This window comes from Pseudomonas cyclaminis (assembly GCF_015163715.1).
Classification (GTDB): domain Bacteria; phylum Pseudomonadota; class Gammaproteobacteria; order Pseudomonadales; family Pseudomonadaceae; genus Aquipseudomonas; species Aquipseudomonas cyclaminis.
In genome coordinates, this window is record NZ_JADDUM010000043.1 from 1 (window position 1) to 19,494 (window position 19,494).

The window sequence follows — 19,494 nt, forward strand, 5'->3', positions numbered from 1 at the left end:
GTCAGACCACCAATATACATTGGTGCACTAAATAGTGGCCTGCCGCCTACTTTCCCAGCTAATCAAGCGAGAATGATGAAAAGCAAAACGACAACTTTTTATCCTCAAGATCACTCAGTTGATAACGCATCCTATCAAAGCCAGAGTCAAGCTTTTTAACGTTCATATGCATCAGCTGAGTTAATCCGCCGCCAAAATCATGGGACGTAAATTGGCTAATATCAATGAATCTGATACTCACGACATCAGCCCCTACCTTTTCAGAGGCCGAAATCGATAAAGATAAATCATAAGCCATCCCGTCAACATTCAACTGAACACTAATTGCATGCAAGCAGTTGTGAGCAACAAGCAACTCATTTAACTCTGGAAGACTAATCATTATTGATCCTCGTCTCTTTCCCATGGGAGCCATAGCCTGGACCATATTCATAGGTATGCGTGTGTGAAAAATAGGGGTCACAAAAATAGCAGAAATAGGGGGCAGACCACCAATATACATTGGTGCACTAATCGTGGTCTGACCCGAATGGCACTTACTTAACAGGTAACCCTCTGATCCTGCTGAAAAAAATTAAAAAAGGCTGGCCTTGGTCTACGGTGATAGTTGCGAACACACACCAATAGAACAAGGACACAGCCCGCGTGAATCGTAGACGTCAAATCGTCAATCATCAACAGCAGCGCATTCATCAGCACGCCAAAAACAGCAATGCTCCAGCATTCTTCAAGTTGCTCGCCGACCCAGAGCTGCTACAGCGTGTCGAGCCCGTGATGCCCAAGCATCGTCAACGGTTGTTCACACCGACCGAGACCCTGTCGATGTTTCTGGCCCAGGCCATGAATGCCGACCGTTCTTGCCAGAATGCCGTGAATGACTTCTAGCGGTAAAGGGGACAGATCTATTTAGTAGTTAAATAGATCTGTCCCCTTTACCGCTGCCCCCTTTACCGCTTTACCGAACCGTATTCTGCCCCTATTTTCTTTTATCCTGTATTAACTGCATCCAGTATTCATATGTTTCTCGAAGTCGACCGATTTTTTTTGATCCATCAAGAATAGCGGATGCAAATGCGTGAGCAACCCTGATTGGATTGGTAGGCAACATGCCAGATGCCGATATCACAGGCTGCCCGTAATCTGCCTGTTTTCTACTGCCTTTTAACTGACTCCAGCTCAGCTCAGGGTTACATCGGACCGCCACTTCACCATAATACATTCCGACTAAAACAGCCAAAGACATTGCATCTTCGGATAGAACAGGTGTGTTCAAATCAGCCGTGCCGGCAATTGAATCATTTCCTGTTTCGTTAACCGTTGATGGCAGTTGCTCTTTATGAATACGTGAAGCTAACCACTCAGCCACACCATCTAAAGACTCCGGGGAAAAATCCGCGTTCCAGCTTTCATATCCCGGCGTCTGCCAAACAGCTTGAATCAACTCATCTAAACAGTAGGGTTTATTAAGCATAAAGAGCTCATAAAAACAATTTAGCTCTTTCGAATTCATAGATGAAAAAAAATCTGTGACTGGCGTATAGGCGGTTGTAAATTCCATAATCAATGCACCTTAATTTTGATTCCCGCGTCGGACAAAGCTTTTTCAAGAGCTGGCGCAGGTCCAACGCGTCCTGTGACGGGGCTCCTAGGTAAAGGGGACAGATCTATTTAGTAGTTAAATAGATCTGTCCCCTTTACTTAAAAAATCTCAAACAAATAAAATTTAATTTTTAAAACAAGGTAATATTTCAACATTTGCTTACCCTACGGGCACTCAAACGAAAATACGGCCTTAGCCGATTACCACTAGCGTATACCACTATATGGATCCGACACTGAGCCGCCCAACTCGGAAAGCGCAAGTGAAATTTCACTAAAAACTTCTGGCGATACATTTTTTGGTGAACAAGAAGTCAAAAATGCATTTATTCCTTCAAGCCCCAATCTCACCATAATGCCAATAATGTTTCCAACAAGCTCTAGGTCTTTACCATTCCATACAGACATCAGACAATCTTCAATTTTCTTCTTGGTGCAGGCATTTAAGACACTATAGGTATGCCACTGTCTATCACTTAACTCCAATAATGAACTTACAAAAACATCATTACTGATTTTTTTGGACTCTATCCCATCTAACAATTCTGCAAATTCAGCGTTGACTTCCTCAATAGTCATTGAGTCTGGTAGTGAAGCATAGTAACCAAAGTCTTTCATATCTAGAAATCCACCGGTATGCGCGTGGGAAATAGGGGTCAGACCACCAATATACATTGGTGCACTAATCGTGGTCTGACCCCTATTTTTTGTAGCTTTTGCACCGAGTAAAGAGACTAAAATTAAACTTTGGTCGTACCAAACATTACAGGATCGAAACCTTCAGGCCAAACTGTCCATTCGTTATATATAGCACCAGAAAAAAAAGCACTTTCTATTCTTTTAACGTCAAAATTAACATTGCATAAATTATGCTCTTATGAAACTAGCACCACAAACATCTGCATTTTTCAAACCAGACGATGAAAGGTCTGCCTCGGTAAAGTCAGCCCCAATTGCTATAACATTTGAAAGATCCGCCCCCTTCATTTGCACGCCAACTAGTGTCGCGTTCATAAGAGCGGCACCATGCATTACCGCCCCATTCAATATAGAGTAATTAAAAGACGCATTTCTCAAATTCGAGTTTGTAAAATCTGCTCCCGAAACATCAAAATTGTCAAAAATTGCACGATGAAGCTCCAGCCCACTAAATATTGAATTAGCTAGACCATCCAAAGGCAAATCCAGGGTCTCACCTGTCTCAAAGCAGATAGTTATCATCTGTTCCCCCAATCTACCGGATCAATTTTTACATCTGATACAGGTTTGGTCTGTCCAGCTTTGCTGGGCGACAAGGCTCCTGGAGCCACCTCTGGACTTCGCCCTAATATTTTCGCAGCGATATAACGATGATTCCCATCAACAATTATATTGCCATCCATCTTAATTGGAGGAGCGACATCCCCCTTAGGAAAAAAGGGGACGGATTTATTTAAGTTTAGCGCTGATCAGTAAGCTATTAAATAAATCTGTCCCCTTTTCTGCATTTTTTCTCATGACCACTCCTTGCTATGTAAATACAAGCAATGCTCTCAATAAATACCTGTAGGTGTACAAGGCTGATTTCACTCGCTTGATGGCATGTTAGAGTCATCCTAACTAGCATAAAACGTCTACCAACCTCTGCGGCCCGTTACGAATTCCTTTACATACGTCCATCGGCTGACTGTCCAGTAAACAGCCAAGACAATTGAAAGTGGCGCGCCGATCCAGAGATAAACCCAATCATCGGTTGTTTTTAGCAGGACGCCGATGAAACCGGAAACCAGAACAGCTATAAAAAAACTAGTGCCATAAACAACGCCCAATAAGCCCACCGCTAAAATGAACATTCGAATAGGGTTAATTCTTATCACGAGAGGCCTCCTCATAGAAAGTGTAGCCCTTCTCACCCACAGATTTTAGGTAAACCGCTGCAGCGCTCCCATAGCGAACAGGCTTCCCAGTCCAGAAGTAGAACTGGTTGTTATCAAATTTTCGCATCGTTACACCGAACATTGATTTTGACCTATTCAAACCGTCTGCAAGACCTAATTTCAAAGGTACCTTCACAAAACCGGCGCCCACTGAGAAAGCAAGATCGGCACCGCTATAGACCGTAGGTCCGTAACCACCTGGGATAAGATCAAAGGCGGCTCTCACGGGGTTGCTGTTGTCATTCAAGCCGGTGTAATGGTTCCACACGCCAGATCCGCCTTCCCACATGTTCCCCGCGCCAAACGTCATCATAGGCGCCCCAAATACACAGCCTGCGGCCGTGGCACACAATACCCCGCCAGAACCTACACTAATGCCCCCGCTTACCAAGAAGGTTGCAGGTAAAGGGGACAGATCTATTTAGTAGTTAAATAGATCTGTCCCCTTTACAGTTAAATAGATCTGTCCCCTTTACCGCCTTTACCGAAGACACACCGCGAAACTTAGCTCCATATTGCTTCTCCAGCACGGTCAACGGAACACCCTTGGTGGAGTTTATCGGCAATGCAGATGCTGGATTACCTGCCAGTGTTGCATCAGTAGCAATTGAACAATTGACGCAGTTATGAGTTCGCCCAGCGTCTGGGTAACCTGGATTGACGTTCCTTATTGAACCGGCAGTTTCGTCCGCAACCCCTGCCGCTTTTGCACCAGTGGCTTAAGCTATTTTTCTAGCAGATCCTCGATCGTAAGCCTATCAATTTCTCTGAAGACTACTTCTATCTCGTGCCCTTCGTCACCAACCCAATCAAAGACCGCGTCACGTAAAATCTCAAGGTATACCTGTAGATCCTCTCTTGGCAATTCTGGAAGAGTCACATGTACAAGGACGATTTTGTGGCAGGGAATCCAGCTAAGATCTCTTAAGCAATCATATAAGGCATCCCAGTTAAAACCAAAATACCCCGGCAACCAAAGTAGGTAATACAGCGCTCTTATCAATTCCTCTGCAATCCCAATGGACGGGTCAATCCGCACATAAAAAACCTCGGCCGCGTCATATGAAGGCGGGATGTCCACAAACTTGAATGGCAACATTTTCGACAGGCCTCAATTTTTTATCGGGATGAAGGTTTTGCGGTAAAGGGGACAGATTTATTTAATAGCTTCGCGATCAACGCTACACCTAAATAAATCTGTCCCCTTTATCTCGCGACGTGATTGGGCGGAAGTTGAATTCACAAATAAAAATGGACGGCTATTTTCATAACCGCCTTATTTAAAGCACTTCAAATAGATAAAAATAAAAAACTAATTTTTAAAGATCGTAATATTTCAAGGTCAGCTCCACAGACACTCAAACAAACGTTATCTGACCTCAATTACCCGCTCTACCACCCACCACGTCCGGATATAAAAGATTTCACATAATCCTACCGTGTAACTATCCAGTACACAGCAAATATTCCTGACAAGGGAAATCCAATCCACATGAACACCCAGTTCGAATCTGTGCGAAGCAGTATACCAACCACTATGGAGACCATCATGCCGAAAAACGTACTCACCCCACACACCACCGCCAACAATGAAACTATCAGCAGCAGGGTATTTATAAATTTACTTGCTCGCATCGACCGCCTCATTGTAAAGGCTATTGCCTTTCATGCCCACGGACAAAAAATATAGCAACATTGCACCACCATACGGCGCCTTTTTACCAAGAATAAATTGGTCATTATCAAACTGCCTGACCGTCACATCAAATATTGATTTTTCTTGTTCAAACCATCAGCCAACCCCATGTTCAGAGGCACTTTTACAAAACCCAAACCAATTGACAACGCGAAAGCACGAGGGGCGGAAAGGGCTGAGGTACGCAAGAATGGGCATCCGAAGAAGGTTAAGTAAGTGCCATTCGGGTCTGACCACCATTAATGTAACCATGGTCTGACCCCGATCACTAACTGACCATCCTGAAGAACGACATAGTTATATCTTCCTGCGCCTTTAGTCAACTTTGCCTCTTAGATTAGCGTTGGAACACCTGTTGGATGATCTGGGAATTGATTAGAAAAACTAGGCGTCGTTTGCTTTTCTACAGAACCCGCTGTTGCTTTTGCACCAATTAATTCACACTATAGTAACTGTAAAGATCCGCATCAGGCCAAAGTTCGTCATATGCAGTTAATGTGCTTCGCATGGCCTCGCTACGAGGATCCTCGGAAGGATTCATCTTTGAAATTACAAATTCTTTAATTTCGGGCCATTGAAGCTCACGCATACAAAATGCCACAACTTCAAATGGCGAATTTCCAGACATTAAAAACAATTTAAATCTATCTATAAAATCTTCTTTATAGGCAGGATGTTTTTTTATAAACTCCAAAATATTTAATAAGGACATCTCGTAGGAAATGTCTAGCTCTTCACCAAAAGCGGCTATAGCCATATCGCAAAGTTTATCAAACTCTTTAATGACGTCATTCATTTCGGCACCCAGGCGCCTTTTCTGGAATCGCTAGAATCTGGCACCCAGACTTTTTCTATATACTTCCCTCCCACATCAAGCCCTTTTCGAGAAAAAGCATCTTCTGCTGCGGCTTGAGCAGCCCGACCAGAGGGCTCATAGTGCCCTGATGTATTATCAATATATTTAACTTCGCCGTTCACAATTTTCACTTCTCCCGCAGCAACAACGGGTTTGCCATTCGCTAGATCAATATGACCACCACCTACATCATTAAATTTTCGCCCGATCACTAACTGACCATCCTGAAGAACGACATAGTTATATCTTCCTGCGCCTTGAGTCAACTTTGTCTCTGAGATTAGCGTTGGAACACCTGTTGGGTGATCTGGGAATTGATTGGAAAAACTAGGCGTCGTTTGCTTTTCTACAGAACCCGCTGTTGCTTTTGCACCAACAATCCTCCTCTCAGCCTCAGCCAATACTGCAAGAGTACCCCCCGCCTTGGGCACAAGTCCATTTGGACCATTGAAGTACACCAGACCATCTGCGCCCAAGACTTCAAAGTTACCCGTGCGGGAATTTATAATACGCTGCGCGCCGTCAGCTAGCGCATTATCAAAGGAGACAAAATCAGCGCCTGCGGCCCCATCGACGCGGTACCACTCAGGTAATTTCACATCGCCTGCTGGCGTTGATACAACAATAAAACCCTTATCACCCGCAGACGCCGGCCCATAAATGGCGCCTTTACCCGCCACGGGTACATCCGCAAACTCATCCAGAAGCTTGCCGTCTGCAAAACCAAGCTTCGCCGCTTCTGCAGCTTTGGCGGCCTCCCCCGCTTTCCCCATCTGGCGGAGCCTACCCAATTGCCCGAGGCCAGGTAACCCCATCTGCAGAAGATCTGCGCTGAGCTGGGTCTTCCTCAAATACTCCTCGTAGGTATTGTTTTGCAGCCCAGACACTAAGCTCTGCGCATCTTTCGTCATCCAGCTATCCAGCAAACCGGAAGACGGCTCTACGAAGGGGCTAAGCACTTTATTGGCTTCGTCCAAAGAGTTGCCGCCAAACGCAATCTTGAACAAAGAACCTATACTTTGGGCCGTTCCCAGGAGACTCAGACCCACCCCAGCGGCAGAGCCCTTCCCTTCATCTCCTCCAGGAACTTTGCCTCGGTAATCGAGATTGTTTTTATAGAAGTCCACCAGCCCTAGACTTGGATCGTCCAAATAACCCAGATTGACGGAGCCGTCTTTGAAATCTCCGCTATGAGTGACGCCATAGTTTTTGAGCAAACTGAGCGTTTCTTCACCGTTATAAGCGCGGGAAGTCCCTTCGGGATAGAGCGCGCTGTTTTCATAAATGGCCCCCAACGGCGCCAGCGCTTCACCCAGGTGTTTGAGAGTTAGGGGGTCAAACTGACTCTCACCCGCTTTTTCGACCGTAGCATTCCACGTTTTATCGGTATAGGACGCCAGCGCTGCGGCCATGCGCCTTTCTGCCTCAGCAGGGGAAATTCCCGCTTCCGCCGCTAACTTATCGGCCTCTTTTTGTATTAAGCGCGCTTCCGTCGGGTGCGCTTGACGGTTGTATTGCTCGACGGCTGTCGCCGTACTCCCAGCAACTACCGCACCCGCAGTGGTGCCGTTACTGCCCACAGAGGCGCCCACACCGAGGGCGACCAACGCAGCCAACGTCTCCTGTTCCGATCCCCTGATACCATTTTTACCCAGCGCATCCGCGATGCTAGGCATCAAGGCCGCAGAAGCTCCCGCGCCCAGCGCGCCGCTCTGCACATTGCCACTGGACAACCCAATAGCCGCCCCCGCCAACGCGTGCAACATCAAACGTGCCGCACCGCCTTCAGCCCAAGCCGCCCGAGTGACCGCATCCGACTTAGGATCAGTCGCACGCGACTGGGCATAATCGCCAATCTTGTTGAAGATATCGCTGGAGGCCGTGTTGGCTACAATACCAACCGTCGTTCCTACAGGCGCGCCACCCAGCCCTGCGGCGATTAGCCCGGACGCGATATCGGCCATTAAACGTTTGTCGCCACCGACCTGCCAGCGCTGGGCTTCCGTATAAGCGGCATTCGCTGCGAGCACTGTTCCAGCGGCATCAGGGGAGCCGGCTTCGGTCTGTTTTTTAGCTTCATCGGCCAGTGCTTTCGCTTCATCCGCCTTCGCCTTGCCTACCGCACTGATCACCCCACTGGCCAACTGCGCCGAGCTTTGGATCAGGTCAATACGCTCTTGCATGGCCTTCTCATCGGGCCGGTCGAGTTTCTGATTGGCGTTGGCGGTGTCGCGATTCAACCCCACCAGGTCGTTGGCACCTTCGGCACTGCGAACCACAATCGTGCCTTCGCTGACCGCGCTACGGGTGTAGCTATGGTCTTTCTCCTTGAGTGCTATCGGGATGCTCCCGCCCATCGACGCACCGCTGGTACTGCTGGAAGACACCGAAATACCGGCAGACTGACTTTTGATTTCGCTGACATTCTTGATATCACTGACGATCAGGCGGTCAGTGCTGAGCCGGTTCTTATCAGCTGACGCTTCACTGGCAATCACCGCGCCTTGCAGGGTGGTGTTCTTGCCGACATTGATGTCGTAGCCGCCCGTGCCCGCATACAAACCGCTCTGGTCGGTCACGCCTTTGTAGTCGCTGTTCATATTGGCGGCGGCAAGGTTCGCCGAGCCCGCTACGGTAGAGCCGTAGCAGAACGGCGGGACGCAGATACTCGCGCCGAAGCCTGCACTGCTCTGTTTGCTGCGCGACGACTCGGTGTCCTGGAGGGAGATGATATTGAGGTTGCCGCCAATATCTGCCTTGATACGGTCCGCACGAACCTGGGCACCTTTGAGGGTGGTATCGCCACCGCTTTGTAACAACAGGCTGCCTGTATCGAGGGTGCTATTGACCTGAGTGACGGAGTTACCGTTGCCATTGTTCTTGGCACCCTGCGCTCCGAGGTCGAGGGTGAAGCCGTTTTGCTCGCCAATATTGAAGCTGGCGCCAATGGCGGTTTTATTTTTCGACCCTTCGTTTTTGCGGTCGGTGGTGTTCTGTGCGCTTTGCATCAGCACATCGTTTTTGGCCAACAACAAGGTGTTGGCGGCTTTCAAGCTGCTGCCGGTGATCTGGATATCACCCTGAGTACCCGCCGCTGCGCCCGTGGCAACGATCGACAAGTCCTGCCCTGCGTTGAGCGTGCTCTGCTTGGCGGTGGCGCTGTTGAATTCGCTGCTGTTCTTGCTACGGTTATTGGCCAGTTCAGTACCGATCTTGATCAGCGAACCGTTGCCGGGTGTGCCGCCGGTTTTGTTTTTGAAGCCGGAGCTTTGCGCATTGGCGTCCGAAGCCTGGCCGTTCAGGTTGTAGGCGGCGAGGGCCGCCTGGGCGATTTTGACTGCCTTGAGTCGTGGGTCATCAGCACTACGGGCCGCTTTGACGGCGTCGCGCATGCTGGTGGCGGTGTCCACCACCGAGCCCGCAATCACCCGCCCTACCGCCAAGCTCTTGGAACTGTCCTTACTGGTCTGACTGGCCGTCTCCATCCCTGAAGTAACGGTGACATTCGCCCCGCTCAACTCCATGTTCTTGGTGCTCACCAGATCACTGGCCACCACCTTCAACTCACGCCCCGCCGTCAACGACACATTGCCCGCACTCGAGCCAATGGTGCTGCCGGTCAAGGTCATTTCATTGGCGGTGCCGTTGTGTTTCGAGCTGTTGATGTACAGCTTCTGGTTGCCGGTCATGTCATCCAGACCTAGCTTGTTGCCGGTCAGCACGCCGGTGAGGTCGCGATTTTTTTCCTTGTGCATGTCGGTTCGGGCGAAGGTGTTTTGCGCCGCGTCGATGGTCAGGTCGCGGCCAGCCTGGACGGCGAGGTCGCCGGTGCTGACCAGGTTGGAACCGGTGACCGTGGCATCGCGTTTGGCCGCGACGGTGACGGTTTCGCCGGAGACCATGCTGCCCACGGCGGTGGTGCGTTTTTCGTCGACTTTGTCCTGGACCTTGCTCGACTTCAGGCCTCCCCAACTGCTTTTGCTTTCCTTGCGTTCGTGGCGGGCGCTGTCGGCGTTGCTGACGGCGAGGATCTTCACGTCTTGGCCGGCCACCAGTTGCGTGGCGCCTTTTTCAGCGGTGACGGCACTGCCGGCCAGCAGCAGGTCGGTACCGGCCACGACGGTGCTGTTCGTCCCCGCGCTGACCAGGCTGCCGACGTTGTTCACGACGTCGGTTTCATCCAGGCGGAATTTTTTTGCCCTGGGAGGTTTTCTTGGTCTTGCTGTAGAAGCTGTAGTCCTGGTTTTCAGCGGCTTTGAGCTCGAGGTTTTTACCCGATACCAGGTACGCCTCGTTGCCGGCATTGACCTGGCTGGCGACCAGTTGCAGGTTCTGCCCGGCGCTCAGGGTGGCGTCGCCGCCGGCCTTGATCACGCTGGAGACCTGCTGCACATGGTCTTCGATGCTTTTGATTTTTTTCGAGTTGTACGTCGAATGCTGCTCGTTGGCCGCCGCGATGGCGTTGAGGTCGCGGGTGGCAATCAGGTTGACGTCGCGCTTGGCTTCGACCTGGCTGGCGATGGCGCTGATGTCGCGCCCGCCAATCACATGCAGGTCGCGGCCCGCGTCGACCACGGAGCCTTGCTGGGCGATGGTGGTGAAGCTGGAACGGTTGCCGATGGCGCCGCTGTCGAGGCTTTTCGAGGCGGTGATGTTGACGTCGCCCACGGCCTTGACCGTGGTGTCGGCGCCGCTCTTGAGTACGCCGCCGATGTTGTTGACGTTGCCACCGGCCTGCATGGACAAATCGTTGGCCGATTCTATACGCGCGGCGCTGTCGACGAAGTCGCTGCGTTCGGTGCGGTAGCTGCTGGCGCTTTCGTGGGTGGTGACGCTGCGTTCGTTGAGCAGGTCGGCGCCGGCGGCGAGGTTGACGTTGCCTGCGCTGATCACACCGCCGGCGCGGTTGGTCAGGTTGTTGCCGGTCAGCACATCGAGGCGGCCACCGGCTTCCATCAGGCCGCTGTTGGTGAAGCTGCCGCCGACGTTCGCCAGCAGGCTGCCGGTGGCGCGCAAGGTGCCCGCGTTGTTGAGGTTGCTGCCGGTTATCAGGTTGACGTCAGTGCCGGAAATCAACGCACCGTTGGGTGCCAGGCGGTTGTTCGCCTGGGCCAGGTAAAGCACCGGCACCAGCACTTGTTGGCCGGCGACGGTGGCGTTTTCCAGCCACACGATGTCGTGGGTCAGGGCCGCGACTTGTTCGGCGGTGAGGCTTACGCCTACGGACAAATTCAGGGCGCTTTTGCTGCCGATGGCGTTGTCCATCAGGTGCTTGAACAGGTCGGCATCGCTGGTCTGGCCGTCGATGAAACGCTGGCCGGTGCGTGCGAGCACGGCTTGCTGGATCAGGCGCTGTTCGTAGAAACCATCGCCCAGGCGTTTTTGCGCGGTGTCGGGGTCGTAGCCGAGCTTGCTCAGCATGTAGTCCGAGCTCAGGAACTGACGCATATCCGTGAACAGCGGGTTGGTTTCGATCAGGTACTTATGCGGGTTGGCCGCGAACTGGCTGGTGGGCAGGCCTTTGGCGCCATCGCTGTCGTTGAGGTGGAACAGGCCGTTCTGGCCGGTGGGCAGGTCGAAGCCAGGCAGGCCCAGCGGGTTGACCTGTTGCTGGGCGACGTCCGGTGGCAGCTGCGGGTTGAGGCGGACCAGGGTCGAGTAGCCCGGCGCCTGGGTGTTGGCGCCGCTGCCGACGTAGGTGTAGCCACCGCGCACGACGCTGTTGTCGATGCCGGCCTGGGCCTTCACGTCCACGCTGCCGCCTGCTTGGATGACGGCGGCGTAGCTCTGGTCGGGCACCGTCAGTTGGGTGGTTTTGCGCAGGTCGGTCTTTTCGTCCTCCATTTTGCCGATGAACGAGGCCAGGCCCGCTTCGACGCCGCCCATGTCCTGGCCCGCCGAATAGCGCTGGGTGAACGCAGCGGCTTCACGGTACCAGCCTCCGGGCTTGCGCTCGCGGGCGGAGGTAAAGATGCGATCGTACTGAGTGTCGTGGGTGACCACGCCAACGTTGGTCAACTGGTTGACGATGGCCGTGAGGTTGCCACCGGCTGCGATGCTACTGCTGCTGTTGAGCAGGTCGCCGCCAGTGAGCAGCATGTCGCCTCGCGAGGTGATGCTGGACGCTGCCGTGGCATCGGTGACGATGAAGTGATCACGCTGGGTAATCAGGAACGGCCGGTTCTGCTTGCCGCCTTCGCAGTCGCCACCGGTCACGCGAAAGATGCAGGCCGTGGGAGTGATGGATGCGCTGTAGATACCGGACTCGGTGGTGAGCACAGTACGGATGTTCTGGATCGTGCTGGCGGCCAGGGTCAGGTTGCGCTCGCTCTCGATGGTGCCCGAGCTGTTGATGATGCTGGTGGCCAAGCCGCCCTGGCCGTCGCGGTCGACCCGCAGGTTGCCCATGGCGTAGATCGTGGCGCCGAGGTTTTTCAGGCGCTCGACCTTGAGGTTCAGGTCGCCGCCGCTGAAGATCAGTCCGTGGTCGTTGAGCAGGTTATCGACGTGCAGATCAAGGCTGCCTTGGCTGGCAATGGTGCCGCCGACGGTCCAGTCCTGGCCTTTGCCGAGCAGCGCACGGGTGCCGAGCAACTTGCCGGTGGCGGTCTGTTGCAGGTTATCCACATTGACGGTCAGGCGCCCGGCCTGGATCGCGGTGCTGTTGGTCCAATTGACGTTGTCGAAGGTCAGGTCACCGTTGGTGACCAGGCTGCCACCTACGTCATCGAGGCTGATATCACTGAGGTCGAGTAAGCCGGTGCCCACGTGCAACACCTTGCCGCCGGTGTTCTGGAAGCGGGTGGCGGCGAGGCTCAATTGGTCGTTGGCGGTCTCCAGGCTGCCGCTGTTGTTGAGCAGGCCGCCGATGGCGTAGCGGGTCTTGCCGCTGGTGCCCAAGGCGCGCATTTGCCCACTGTTGTTCAGGCTGGCGGTCGCGACATCGAGGGTCGTGGCGCTTTCGATCAGGCCACGGTTGTTCAATGCGCCTTCCAGGCTGACGTCGATCCGGTTACCGGCGATCTCGCCACCGTTATCCACATTCATACCGGTCAGGTGCACGCGATCACGCGCAAACAGCGCGCCGCTGCCGTTATTGAAGTCAGTGGCGTCGACCTGCGCATCACCGCCTTTAGCGGCGATGCGGCCACCGTTGTTGTCGAGGGTGCCGGCGGTGATGGTCACGCCGGAATTTTCACTGTGGATCAGGCCGTTGCCGCTGTTTTGCAACAGGCCGCTGGTGGTCAGGACCAGGCCATCGTTGGCGGCCAGGGTGCCGGTATTACGGTTGTCGATGCTGTTGGCGAAGACTGTCAGTAAGCCCTGGCTGGCGAGCTTGCCGCCCTGGTTGTCGATGTGTGCCGCACGCTGGATCAGCAACGGCCCGGCGCTGGCCAGCTTGCCGTTGCGGTTGATCAGGTCGCCGATCAAATCCAGGGTGATCGCGCCGCCACTGGTCAGGCTGCCGGCGCTGTTGTCCAGGGTATTGCCATGCAGGGTGAAGGCACCGCTGCTGTCAATGAGACCGCCCTGGGTGTTGTCCAGCAGGCCGCTGACGGTGAGGGTTTGTGCGCCGTCGCTGAGCAGTCGGCCTTTGTTGCGGTTGTCGACACGGTCGGCGGTGACGTTCAGCGCCTGCCTGGCGCTCAAGGTGCCGCCCTGGTTGTTCAGGGTACTGGCGGTGGCGGTGAGTTCGCGATTGGCGATCACCGTGCCGGTGTTGGTGATTTGCTGGCTGTCGAGGGTGACGTCGCCACTGGTGTTGCGGGTGTTGTCGGCGTTGACCCCGGCTTCGACGATGCCGCTGTTGGTCAATTGGCCGTTGCTGGCCAGGGTGATGCTGTCGCGGGCGGCGAGGGTCTTGCTGTTTTTCAGTGTGCCCTTGGTCTGTGCCTTGAGGGTGGTGCCGGCGTAGACCGCGCCTTTGGTCTCCAGGCTCGCAGCCTTGATGTCCACCGCGCCGCTGGCAGCCGCCTGGGCCATGCTCAGGTGGCCGTTGGCATCGAGTTGAATGTCGCCGCCACTGGCGGCCAGGGTGCCGTCGAGCTTCACGCCCACACCGGCTTCGGTGCCCACCAACTTGATGGCGCCGGCGTACATGCCGCCCAGGGCCGATGAGTCGATGGCCAGCTCCGGCTTGGCGCTGCCGTCGTCGGCGCGGGCGGTGGTTTTCAGGCTTTGGGCGTCGACGTCGTTGCGCCCGGCGATCACTGTGAGTTGTTTTGCGTTGATCTGCGCGTTGATCTTGGCCGAACGGGTGATGATCTCGAAGTGGTCGACGTTGCTCGCGTTCAGGCCTTTGCCGTCGATGGTCACGGCGCCGCCATCGACCTGGTAGCTTTTGAGCTGCCCGGCCTGATCGATCACCGGTTTACCGGTGGTCAGGGTGACGTTGGGGGTGTTGATGAACCCGCAACCGTTGCAGCTGATGCCGTAGGGGTTGGCAACGATGACCTTGGCCGACTGGCCCGCCACTTCGGTGTAGCCGCGCAATTGGCTGGGGCTGCCGCCTTTGACTTCGTTGAGGATGACATTCGCCGCGCCGCCCTTGAGGTTCGGGTTGCCGACGATGATCCCGCCCAGTTGCGTGCTTTGCACAATGCTGTTGGCGTTGTTGAGGATCACGCCGTTGGGGCCGACGTTGTAGTCCTTGAACTGGTTGTGGGACAGGCCGCTGCCATTAGGGGTGGCGATGTTCACCACCGGCACGCCGTTGCCCGCCTGCCCGACGGTGGTGCCGGGGCCACTGACCACGATGCCTTCGGCCTGGGCCAGCAGCGGCTGCCAGAACAGCGCGTTGGCCAGGATCAAGGCCAGGCCGCGTTGGCTCAGGGTTTTCAGGGCAGTAACGGGGCGAACGTCCATATTCAAAATCTCAAAGGCTGCGGGCGTTGAATTACAGGTAGAAATCCAGGCGGAAATAGATCGGCGCTTCGCGCTCGGTCATCACGCCAGGTCGCTCCAGGGAGTGGGCAAAGGTCACGCTGGTGCTGACGTTTTTGCCTCGGGCGAACAGCTCCAAGGAGTTACTCGACACCCGGCCGTGCTGGTCGTCGTTGTAGCGATCGTTGCGAATCACGCCCTGGTCATAACCGACGCTGGCGCCGTATTCGGCAAAGGCGGGGCGCATCCAGTCGAGAGTCACCGGACGTGCCCAGCGCACTTCGTTGCGCCAGTAGCCGCCGCTGTCGCCGGTCAGTTGCTGGTCCTTGAACCCGCGCACCGAGTACGAGCCGCCGAGGCTCATGCGTTGCGCCGGGTACAGCACGTCTTCACTGCGCTGTCCGGTGGCCAGGCTGGAAAAACTCAACGATTCGCCCCACAGCATGAAGGGTTGCAGGTAGCTCACTGTGGCGGTGTATTTGCGGTAACGCGGGGTTGGCGTGAGGTTGCCGCGGATGCGTTCCTGGTCATCCTTTTGGGCGTCAAAGGCGCCGGTGCCGTTCTGCATGCCGACATCCAGGTTGACGAAGGCGCTGCCGATGCGGCGCCCGTGGTTGATGCCCACCTGGAACTCGCTGAGGCGGTTGCTGCTGACGTCCAGGCGCTCGTCGTTGAAGTAGTTGTTGGTGCGCAGATGGGTCAGGCCGACGTTGACCGAGGTCTTGCTCACGTCATCGCGATGCACCACGCGCTCGGCGCGCAACTGGTGGTTCTGGCTGTCACCCGTTTGCTTGTACTTGTAGCCGTCAAGGTCGCCCGGCGCGCGGTAATCGCTCTCGCTGTAGGTGTAACTGAAGTTCCACCAGCCCCACGGCACGTTGTAGTAGAGCATGCTGTTTTTCGAGGTTTTCTGGTGGTCGCTGATGGCATCGTGGCCGCCGCGCAGGATCAGTTGATCGGCCAGGCCCAGCGGGCTGTCCCACTCCAGGCCGGCGCCCCATTGCTGTTCGCCGGTGCTTTTCTGGCCGTCGTTGTTGCGCGACAGGCTGGCGCGCCAGGGCTTTTGCGGCTGGTTCTTGACCAGGACTTCGCTGCCGCCGATCTGGCTGCCGGGGGTCAATTCCATTTGCGCCTGCTTGGACGGCAGGCGGCTGAGTTGATCCACCAGTTGCTCGACCTCACGAAGGTTGAGCGCCTCGCCGACTTTGCCGGGAAACGCCATGGCCAGCTCGCGGTCGGTGACCGTGCTGCCCTGGGCGCCCTTGATGCCTTCGAGTTTGCCTTCGACCACCAGCACTTGCAGATGGCCGCTGGAAAGATCCTGCTGCGGCAAGTAGGCGCGGCTGGTGACGCGGCCTTTGGCGATGTAATGGTCGGTGATGATCTTGAGCAGCTCATTGAGCTGCGTAACGCCCAGGCATTGGCCGATATAGGGCTTGAGCAAGCGTGTGCGGTCGGCGGCGGAAAGGCTGTCGGCGCCTTTGAGTTCGATGTCCTGGATGGGGAAGCAACGGGTGTCCGCAGGCAATGCCGGCGTCTCTGGCTTACTGGCTTTGCCGGGCAGGTCCTGGAGCTCGTCCAGGCGCCGGCGCTGTTCTTCGAGGAGGCGGTTCTGGCGATCGCGGATCAGGTCCTGATCCAATGGCGTAGGGGCGGCCACAGCACTGTTAATACTCAAGTAAGCGAGCAGTAAAGTGCACAGAAAATACCGAGTCCGTGGTAATAGAAAAGACATGTTCGGTCCGTCGAAAATCAAGGGCCGGGAAACTAACATCGAACTTGCAACAACCCAAAAAATTGAGTTAGTTGCACCTTCGCACTAGTTACATCCGTAACTCATTGATTAAAAACAACAAAATATTATCAAAAAGACAAACAGCCTGAGACTGGACGTATTATTCCGACCGGCGGCTGCTGTTTTGATAGCGATTATTCGGACAACTTGAAATTGCCATTATTTGGCCATCAAGCTGGTGCCGAGATAAGTTAGTACCGGAAAGTGCAGATAAGTTCGCGGGGTTTTTGTGAATTGGATCCCAGTTCTCGGTATCGGCAGGGTGATACCTGAATGTGGGAGGGGCGGTGCTCCACATCTTGAGCCGAGCCCCTGCGTAGCAACTGTCCTATTGAAGTTGTGTAGATACCTATGGCCATCGGGGGCAAGCCCCCTCCCACATTGCATTGGGTTTACAGCACTAGCTGGCGTCTTTGGTTTGATCCGTGCCCGGTACCAGGGTCAACCCCGGCTTTTCCACGTCACGGGAGACATGGGCTTTGACTTCCGACACGCCGCCCTCTTCGTCGTTGTGGATCACCAGCACGCCCGGCCGGCGCAGTTGCTCCAGGTCGCCCTCCGCCAGGCTGAAGCTTTCGCTCAGGCGCTTGTCGCTGAGGGCCTTGGCCTCGGCGCGGCGCTGGGCGAACTTGCGCCCCTTGCGTTGCTGGTAGCGCGCCCAGGAAACCAGGATCACGGCGTTGAACAATGCGATCCACAGGTAGATCTGCAAGGTGTTGAGCGCGGCGAAGATCGGCGCCTCGATGCGCGGGCCGCCGTGGGTGTCCAGCATCGAGGTGATCCCACGCGCCAGCAGCCAGACCAGTCCGGCCCAGGCCATCAAGGTCAGGATCACGTCGATGATCCACATCACGGTACTTTGGCGAGTTCTGACCAGTTTCATGATCACGCCTCCTCTTCAACAGGTTTGATACCGCGATCGGGGCTGACCCAGCGCGCGCGTTTCTGGTGTTGGTTGAACAGCACTTTGGGGAAACTGACCAGGGTGGTGAACAGGCTGACCAGCCAGAACACCATCGGGTACCACACGGTCCAGAACAGCGTTTTCCACAGGTCTTTCTCGTAGCGGCGGTCGATCAGGATGCTGACTGCGAATTGCAGCAGGCACACCATCGCCAACACCAGCCCGGTAAACGCCGGCGGCATCAGTGAGTCCACTGCAATCGCCTGGGGCAGCGGAATGAACTTACCCACGCCCCAAAAGATCACCGACAGCATGAACGTGAAGGCCCAGCCGGTGGACAGGCAGTATTCGAACAACAGCGGCCACAGGTAGCGGTGACGCCATTGCCAGATGCCACGAATGTTTTTGAACAACACCTCGGCGCCACCCTGGGCCCAGCGCAGCCGTTGTTTCCACAGGCCGCCGACGGTTTCGGGCATGAGGATCCAGCACAGCGCACGGGGCTCGTAGAAGATGCTCCAGTGGTCCAGTTGCAGCTTCCAACTGACGTCGATGTCTTCGGTGATCATGTCGGTGGACCAGTAGTCGATGCGATCCAGCGCCTTTTTACGGAACGCCACCACCACACCCGACACCGTGAAGATGCGCCCGAACACGCGCTGGGTACGTTTGATCAAGCCGATGATCGAGGAGAACTCGCCCACCTGCACGCGGCCGATCAAGGTCGAGCGTGTGCGGATGCGTGGGTTGCCGGTCACGGCGCCCAGGCGCGGGTTGTCGAGCATCGGCGCGACCATGTAGGCCGCGGCATTTTTATCGAGCAGTGCGTCGCCGTCGATGCACACCAGGTATTCACTGCGCGCCGCCACGGCCCCCATGCGCAAGGCCACGGCCTTGCCCTGGTTCTGCGCCAGGTGCAGCACCCGCAGGCGCGGATGTTCCAGCGCCAGGGCATCGAGCACGGCGGCGGTGTTGTCTTTGGAACCGTCGTTGACTGCGATCACTTCGATGTTCGTGTACAGCTGACCGAGAGCCGCATGGATGGTGTCGGCGGCGTTATCACCCTCGTTGTAGCAAGGGATGATGATCGAGATCAGCGGGTTGCCGGCCAGGGTCGGCGCCGGGGTGTCTTCTTCCCAGGGCCAGTGGCGCTCCCAGTGCAGCCAGAAGTACAAGCCGCCGGCAATCCACAGCGCCGACATGAACAGTGGGTAGAAGAACACGAAGTCCATCAGGAACTGCCCGGTGACCAGGAAGATCAGGCCCAGGGGCACGCCCAAGACCAGTGCCAGCACGAATAAAGCCAGGATTCTGTCGAACATGGTCAAGGGTTCCATTGGTTGGAAAGGGCCGGACGCACAGTCTTCAGGTCCGGGGAATTTTCCAGGAAGTTGTCCGGGTAGTAGCCAAAACTCGTGACACCCTGGCGCTTGAGTACACCCATCCATTCAGCCATTTGCGCGGCGGACAGGTCGGGGGCATCCGGGGTGCGCCAGTCTTTGGCTTGCAGTTCGAATACGGTTCGCTGCATCGCACCAGGGCGGGCCTTGACCGTCGCCACCAGCTTTTCCAGCCAGGCGTTGGAGTTTTTCAGCGTCTCGCCTTCCATCAGCGGCATGGCCATGGGCGCGGTCCAGTCGTAGGTCTGGAGGAAGTCATCGAGGTTCTGTGCGAACCAGGCTTCGCTTTCCGGGTTGAGCATCGGCTGCGCGAAGATATTGCGTGCAGTCAGCACCTGCGGCCCGGCAATGGCGCGGACCTTGGCGGTCAGCTCATTGGTGAAGTCGATCAGGTAGCGGCTCTTGAAGCGCGTCCAGCGCTGCATCACCGCAGGGTCGGCGCGCA

Annotated in this window: 15 protein-coding genes and 1 pseudogene; 2 read left to right on the plus strand and 14 right to left on the minus strand. The window is 55.3% G+C overall.

What is annotated here, in order from left to right; genetic code table 11:
* Positions 1 to 58 precede the first annotated feature (58 nt).
* A complete protein-coding gene (locus tag IQK56_RS07555; protein ID WP_224795005.1) occupies positions 59 to 382 on the minus strand; it encodes a hypothetical protein in 324 nt (107 codons plus the stop codon).
* 263 nt (positions 383 to 645) lie between these two features.
* On the opposite strand from IQK56_RS07555, the pseudogene IQK56_RS07560 reads away from it, so the two are divergent.
* Positions 646 to 882, plus strand: a pseudogene (locus IQK56_RS07560) (IS4 family transposase); the annotation flags it as partial.
* Positions 883 to 976: 94 nt separating this feature from the next.
* On the opposite strand, the gene IQK56_RS07565 reads toward IQK56_RS07560, so the two are convergent.
* The 6 genes from IQK56_RS07565 to IQK56_RS07590 form a co-directional block, all read right to left on the minus strand.
* A complete protein-coding gene (locus tag IQK56_RS07565; protein ID WP_193862208.1) occupies positions 977 to 1,558 on the minus strand; it encodes a hypothetical protein in 582 nt (193 codons plus the stop codon).
* A 248-nt stretch (positions 1,559 to 1,806) separates the two neighbouring features.
* Positions 1,807 to 2,217 (minus strand): hypothetical protein, encoded by a 411-nt coding sequence (locus IQK56_RS07570; RefSeq protein ID WP_193862209.1) that lies wholly within the window; start codon positions 2,215 to 2,217, stop codon positions 1,807 to 1,809.
* 249 nt (positions 2,218 to 2,466) lie between these two features.
* Positions 2,467 to 2,820: a pentapeptide repeat-containing protein gene (locus tag IQK56_RS07575; RefSeq protein WP_246500175.1), complete on the minus strand. Its 354-nt coding sequence runs from the start codon at positions 2,818 to 2,820 to the stop codon at positions 2,467 to 2,469.
* A gap of 621 nt (positions 2,821 to 3,441) precedes the next feature.
* On the minus strand, positions 3,442 to 3,828 hold the full coding sequence (locus IQK56_RS07580) for a hypothetical protein (RefSeq protein WP_193862210.1): 387 nt from the start codon (positions 3,826 to 3,828) through the stop codon (positions 3,442 to 3,444).
* 115 nt (positions 3,829 to 3,943) lie between these two features.
* Positions 3,944 to 4,186, minus strand: coding sequence for a toxin glutamine deamidase domain-containing protein (locus tag IQK56_RS31705; protein WP_193862212.1), 243 nt, complete (start codon positions 4,184 to 4,186; stop codon positions 3,944 to 3,946).
* Between the two features lie 53 nt (positions 4,187 to 4,239).
* Entirely contained in the window at positions 4,240 to 4,614 is a 375-nt protein-coding gene (locus IQK56_RS07590; protein ID WP_150762517.1) for a barstar family protein, read from the minus strand.
* Positions 4,615 to 5,064: 450 nt separating this feature from the next.
* Between IQK56_RS07590 and IQK56_RS07595 the strand changes: the two genes are divergently transcribed.
* A complete protein-coding gene (locus IQK56_RS07595) occupies positions 5,065 to 5,205 on the plus strand; it encodes a hypothetical protein (protein WP_191632631.1) in 141 nt (46 codons plus the stop codon).
* Positions 5,206 to 5,644: 439 nt separating this feature from the next.
* Here IQK56_RS07595 and IQK56_RS07600 read toward each other — a convergent pair whose 3' ends face one another.
* From IQK56_RS07600 to IQK56_RS07630, 7 genes are all read right to left on the minus strand, one after another.
* Positions 5,645 to 6,007 (minus strand): hypothetical protein, encoded by a 363-nt coding sequence (locus tag IQK56_RS07600; protein ID WP_150762516.1) that lies wholly within the window; start codon positions 6,005 to 6,007, stop codon positions 5,645 to 5,647.
* A complete protein-coding gene (locus IQK56_RS31085; protein ID WP_341869496.1) occupies positions 6,004 to 10,233 on the minus strand; it encodes a hemagglutinin repeat-containing protein in 4,230 nt (1,409 codons plus the stop codon). The genes IQK56_RS07600 and IQK56_RS31085 overlap by 4 nt, the downstream gene beginning before the upstream one ends.
* 10 nt (positions 10,234 to 10,243) lie before the next feature.
* On the minus strand, positions 10,244 to 14,932 hold the full coding sequence (locus IQK56_RS07610; RefSeq protein ID WP_246500176.1) for a two-partner secretion domain-containing protein: 4,689 nt from the start codon (positions 14,930 to 14,932) through the stop codon (positions 10,244 to 10,246).
* A gap of 31 nt (positions 14,933 to 14,963) precedes the next feature.
* On the minus strand, positions 14,964 to 16,685 hold the full coding sequence (locus IQK56_RS07615; protein ID WP_193862211.1) for a ShlB/FhaC/HecB family hemolysin secretion/activation protein: 1,722 nt from the start codon (positions 16,683 to 16,685) through the stop codon (positions 14,964 to 14,966).
* A gap of 460 nt (positions 16,686 to 17,145) precedes the next feature.
* Positions 17,146 to 17,628 carry a poly-beta-1,6-N-acetyl-D-glucosamine biosynthesis protein PgaD gene (pgaD, locus tag IQK56_RS07620; protein WP_122309556.1) on the minus strand — a complete coding sequence of 161 codons (483 nt, stop codon included), beginning with the start codon at positions 17,626 to 17,628 and terminating at the stop codon, positions 17,146 to 17,148.
* Positions 17,629 to 17,630: 2 nt separating this feature from the next.
* Complete coding sequence (pgaC, locus tag IQK56_RS07625) at positions 17,631 to 18,971, minus strand: poly-beta-1,6-N-acetyl-D-glucosamine synthase (protein ID WP_099584338.1); 1,341 nt, start codon at positions 18,969 to 18,971, stop codon at positions 17,631 to 17,633.
* A 2-nt stretch (positions 18,972 to 18,973) separates the two neighbouring features.
* A partial coding sequence (locus tag IQK56_RS07630; RefSeq protein ID WP_279646748.1) for a poly-beta-1,6-N-acetyl-D-glucosamine N-deacetylase PgaB occupies positions 18,974 to 19,494 on the minus strand: 521 nt, incomplete at its 5' end.

What these genes read in the sequence shown, in the direction of transcription:
- IQK56_RS07555 (WP_224795005.1), bottom strand. Translation starts at nt 382, where the DNA reads ATGATTAGTCTTCCAGAGTTAAATGAGTTGCTTGTTGCTCACAACTGC.
- IQK56_RS07565 (WP_193862208.1), bottom strand. Translation starts at nt 1,558, where the DNA reads ATGGAATTTACAACCGCCTATACGCCAGTCACAGATTTTTTTTCATCT.
- IQK56_RS07570 (WP_193862209.1), bottom strand. Translation starts at nt 2,217, where the DNA reads ATGAAAGACTTTGGTTACTATGCTTCACTACCAGACTCAATGACTATT.
- IQK56_RS07575 (WP_246500175.1), bottom strand. Translation starts at nt 2,820, where the DNA reads ATGATAACTATCTGCTTTGAGACAGGTGAGACCCTGGATTTGCCTTTG.
- IQK56_RS07580 (WP_193862210.1), bottom strand. Translation starts at nt 3,828, where the DNA reads ATGATGACGTTTGGCGCGGGGAACATGTGGGAAGGCGGATCTGGCGTG.
- IQK56_RS07590 (WP_150762517.1), bottom strand. Translation starts at nt 4,614, where the DNA reads ATGTTGCCATTCAAGTTTGTGGACATCCCGCCTTCATATGACGCGGCC.
- IQK56_RS07595 (WP_191632631.1), top strand. Translation starts at nt 5,065, where the DNA reads ATGCCGAAAAACGTACTCACCCCACACACCACCGCCAACAATGAAACT.
- IQK56_RS07600 (WP_150762516.1), bottom strand. Translation starts at nt 6,007, where the DNA reads ATGAATGACGTCATTAAAGAGTTTGATAAACTTTGCGATATGGCTATA.
- IQK56_RS07610 (WP_246500176.1), bottom strand. Translation starts at nt 14,932, where the DNA reads ATGGACGTTCGCCCCGTTACTGCCCTGAAAACCCTGAGCCAACGCGGC.
- IQK56_RS07615 (WP_193862211.1), bottom strand. Translation starts at nt 16,685, where the DNA reads ATGTCTTTTCTATTACCACGGACTCGGTATTTTCTGTGCACTTTACTG.
- pgaD (WP_122309556.1), bottom strand. Translation starts at nt 17,628, where the DNA reads ATGAAACTGGTCAGAACTCGCCAAAGTACCGTGATGTGGATCATCGAC.
- pgaC (WP_099584338.1), bottom strand. Translation starts at nt 18,971, where the DNA reads ATGTTCGACAGAATCCTGGCTTTATTCGTGCTGGCACTGGTCTTGGGC.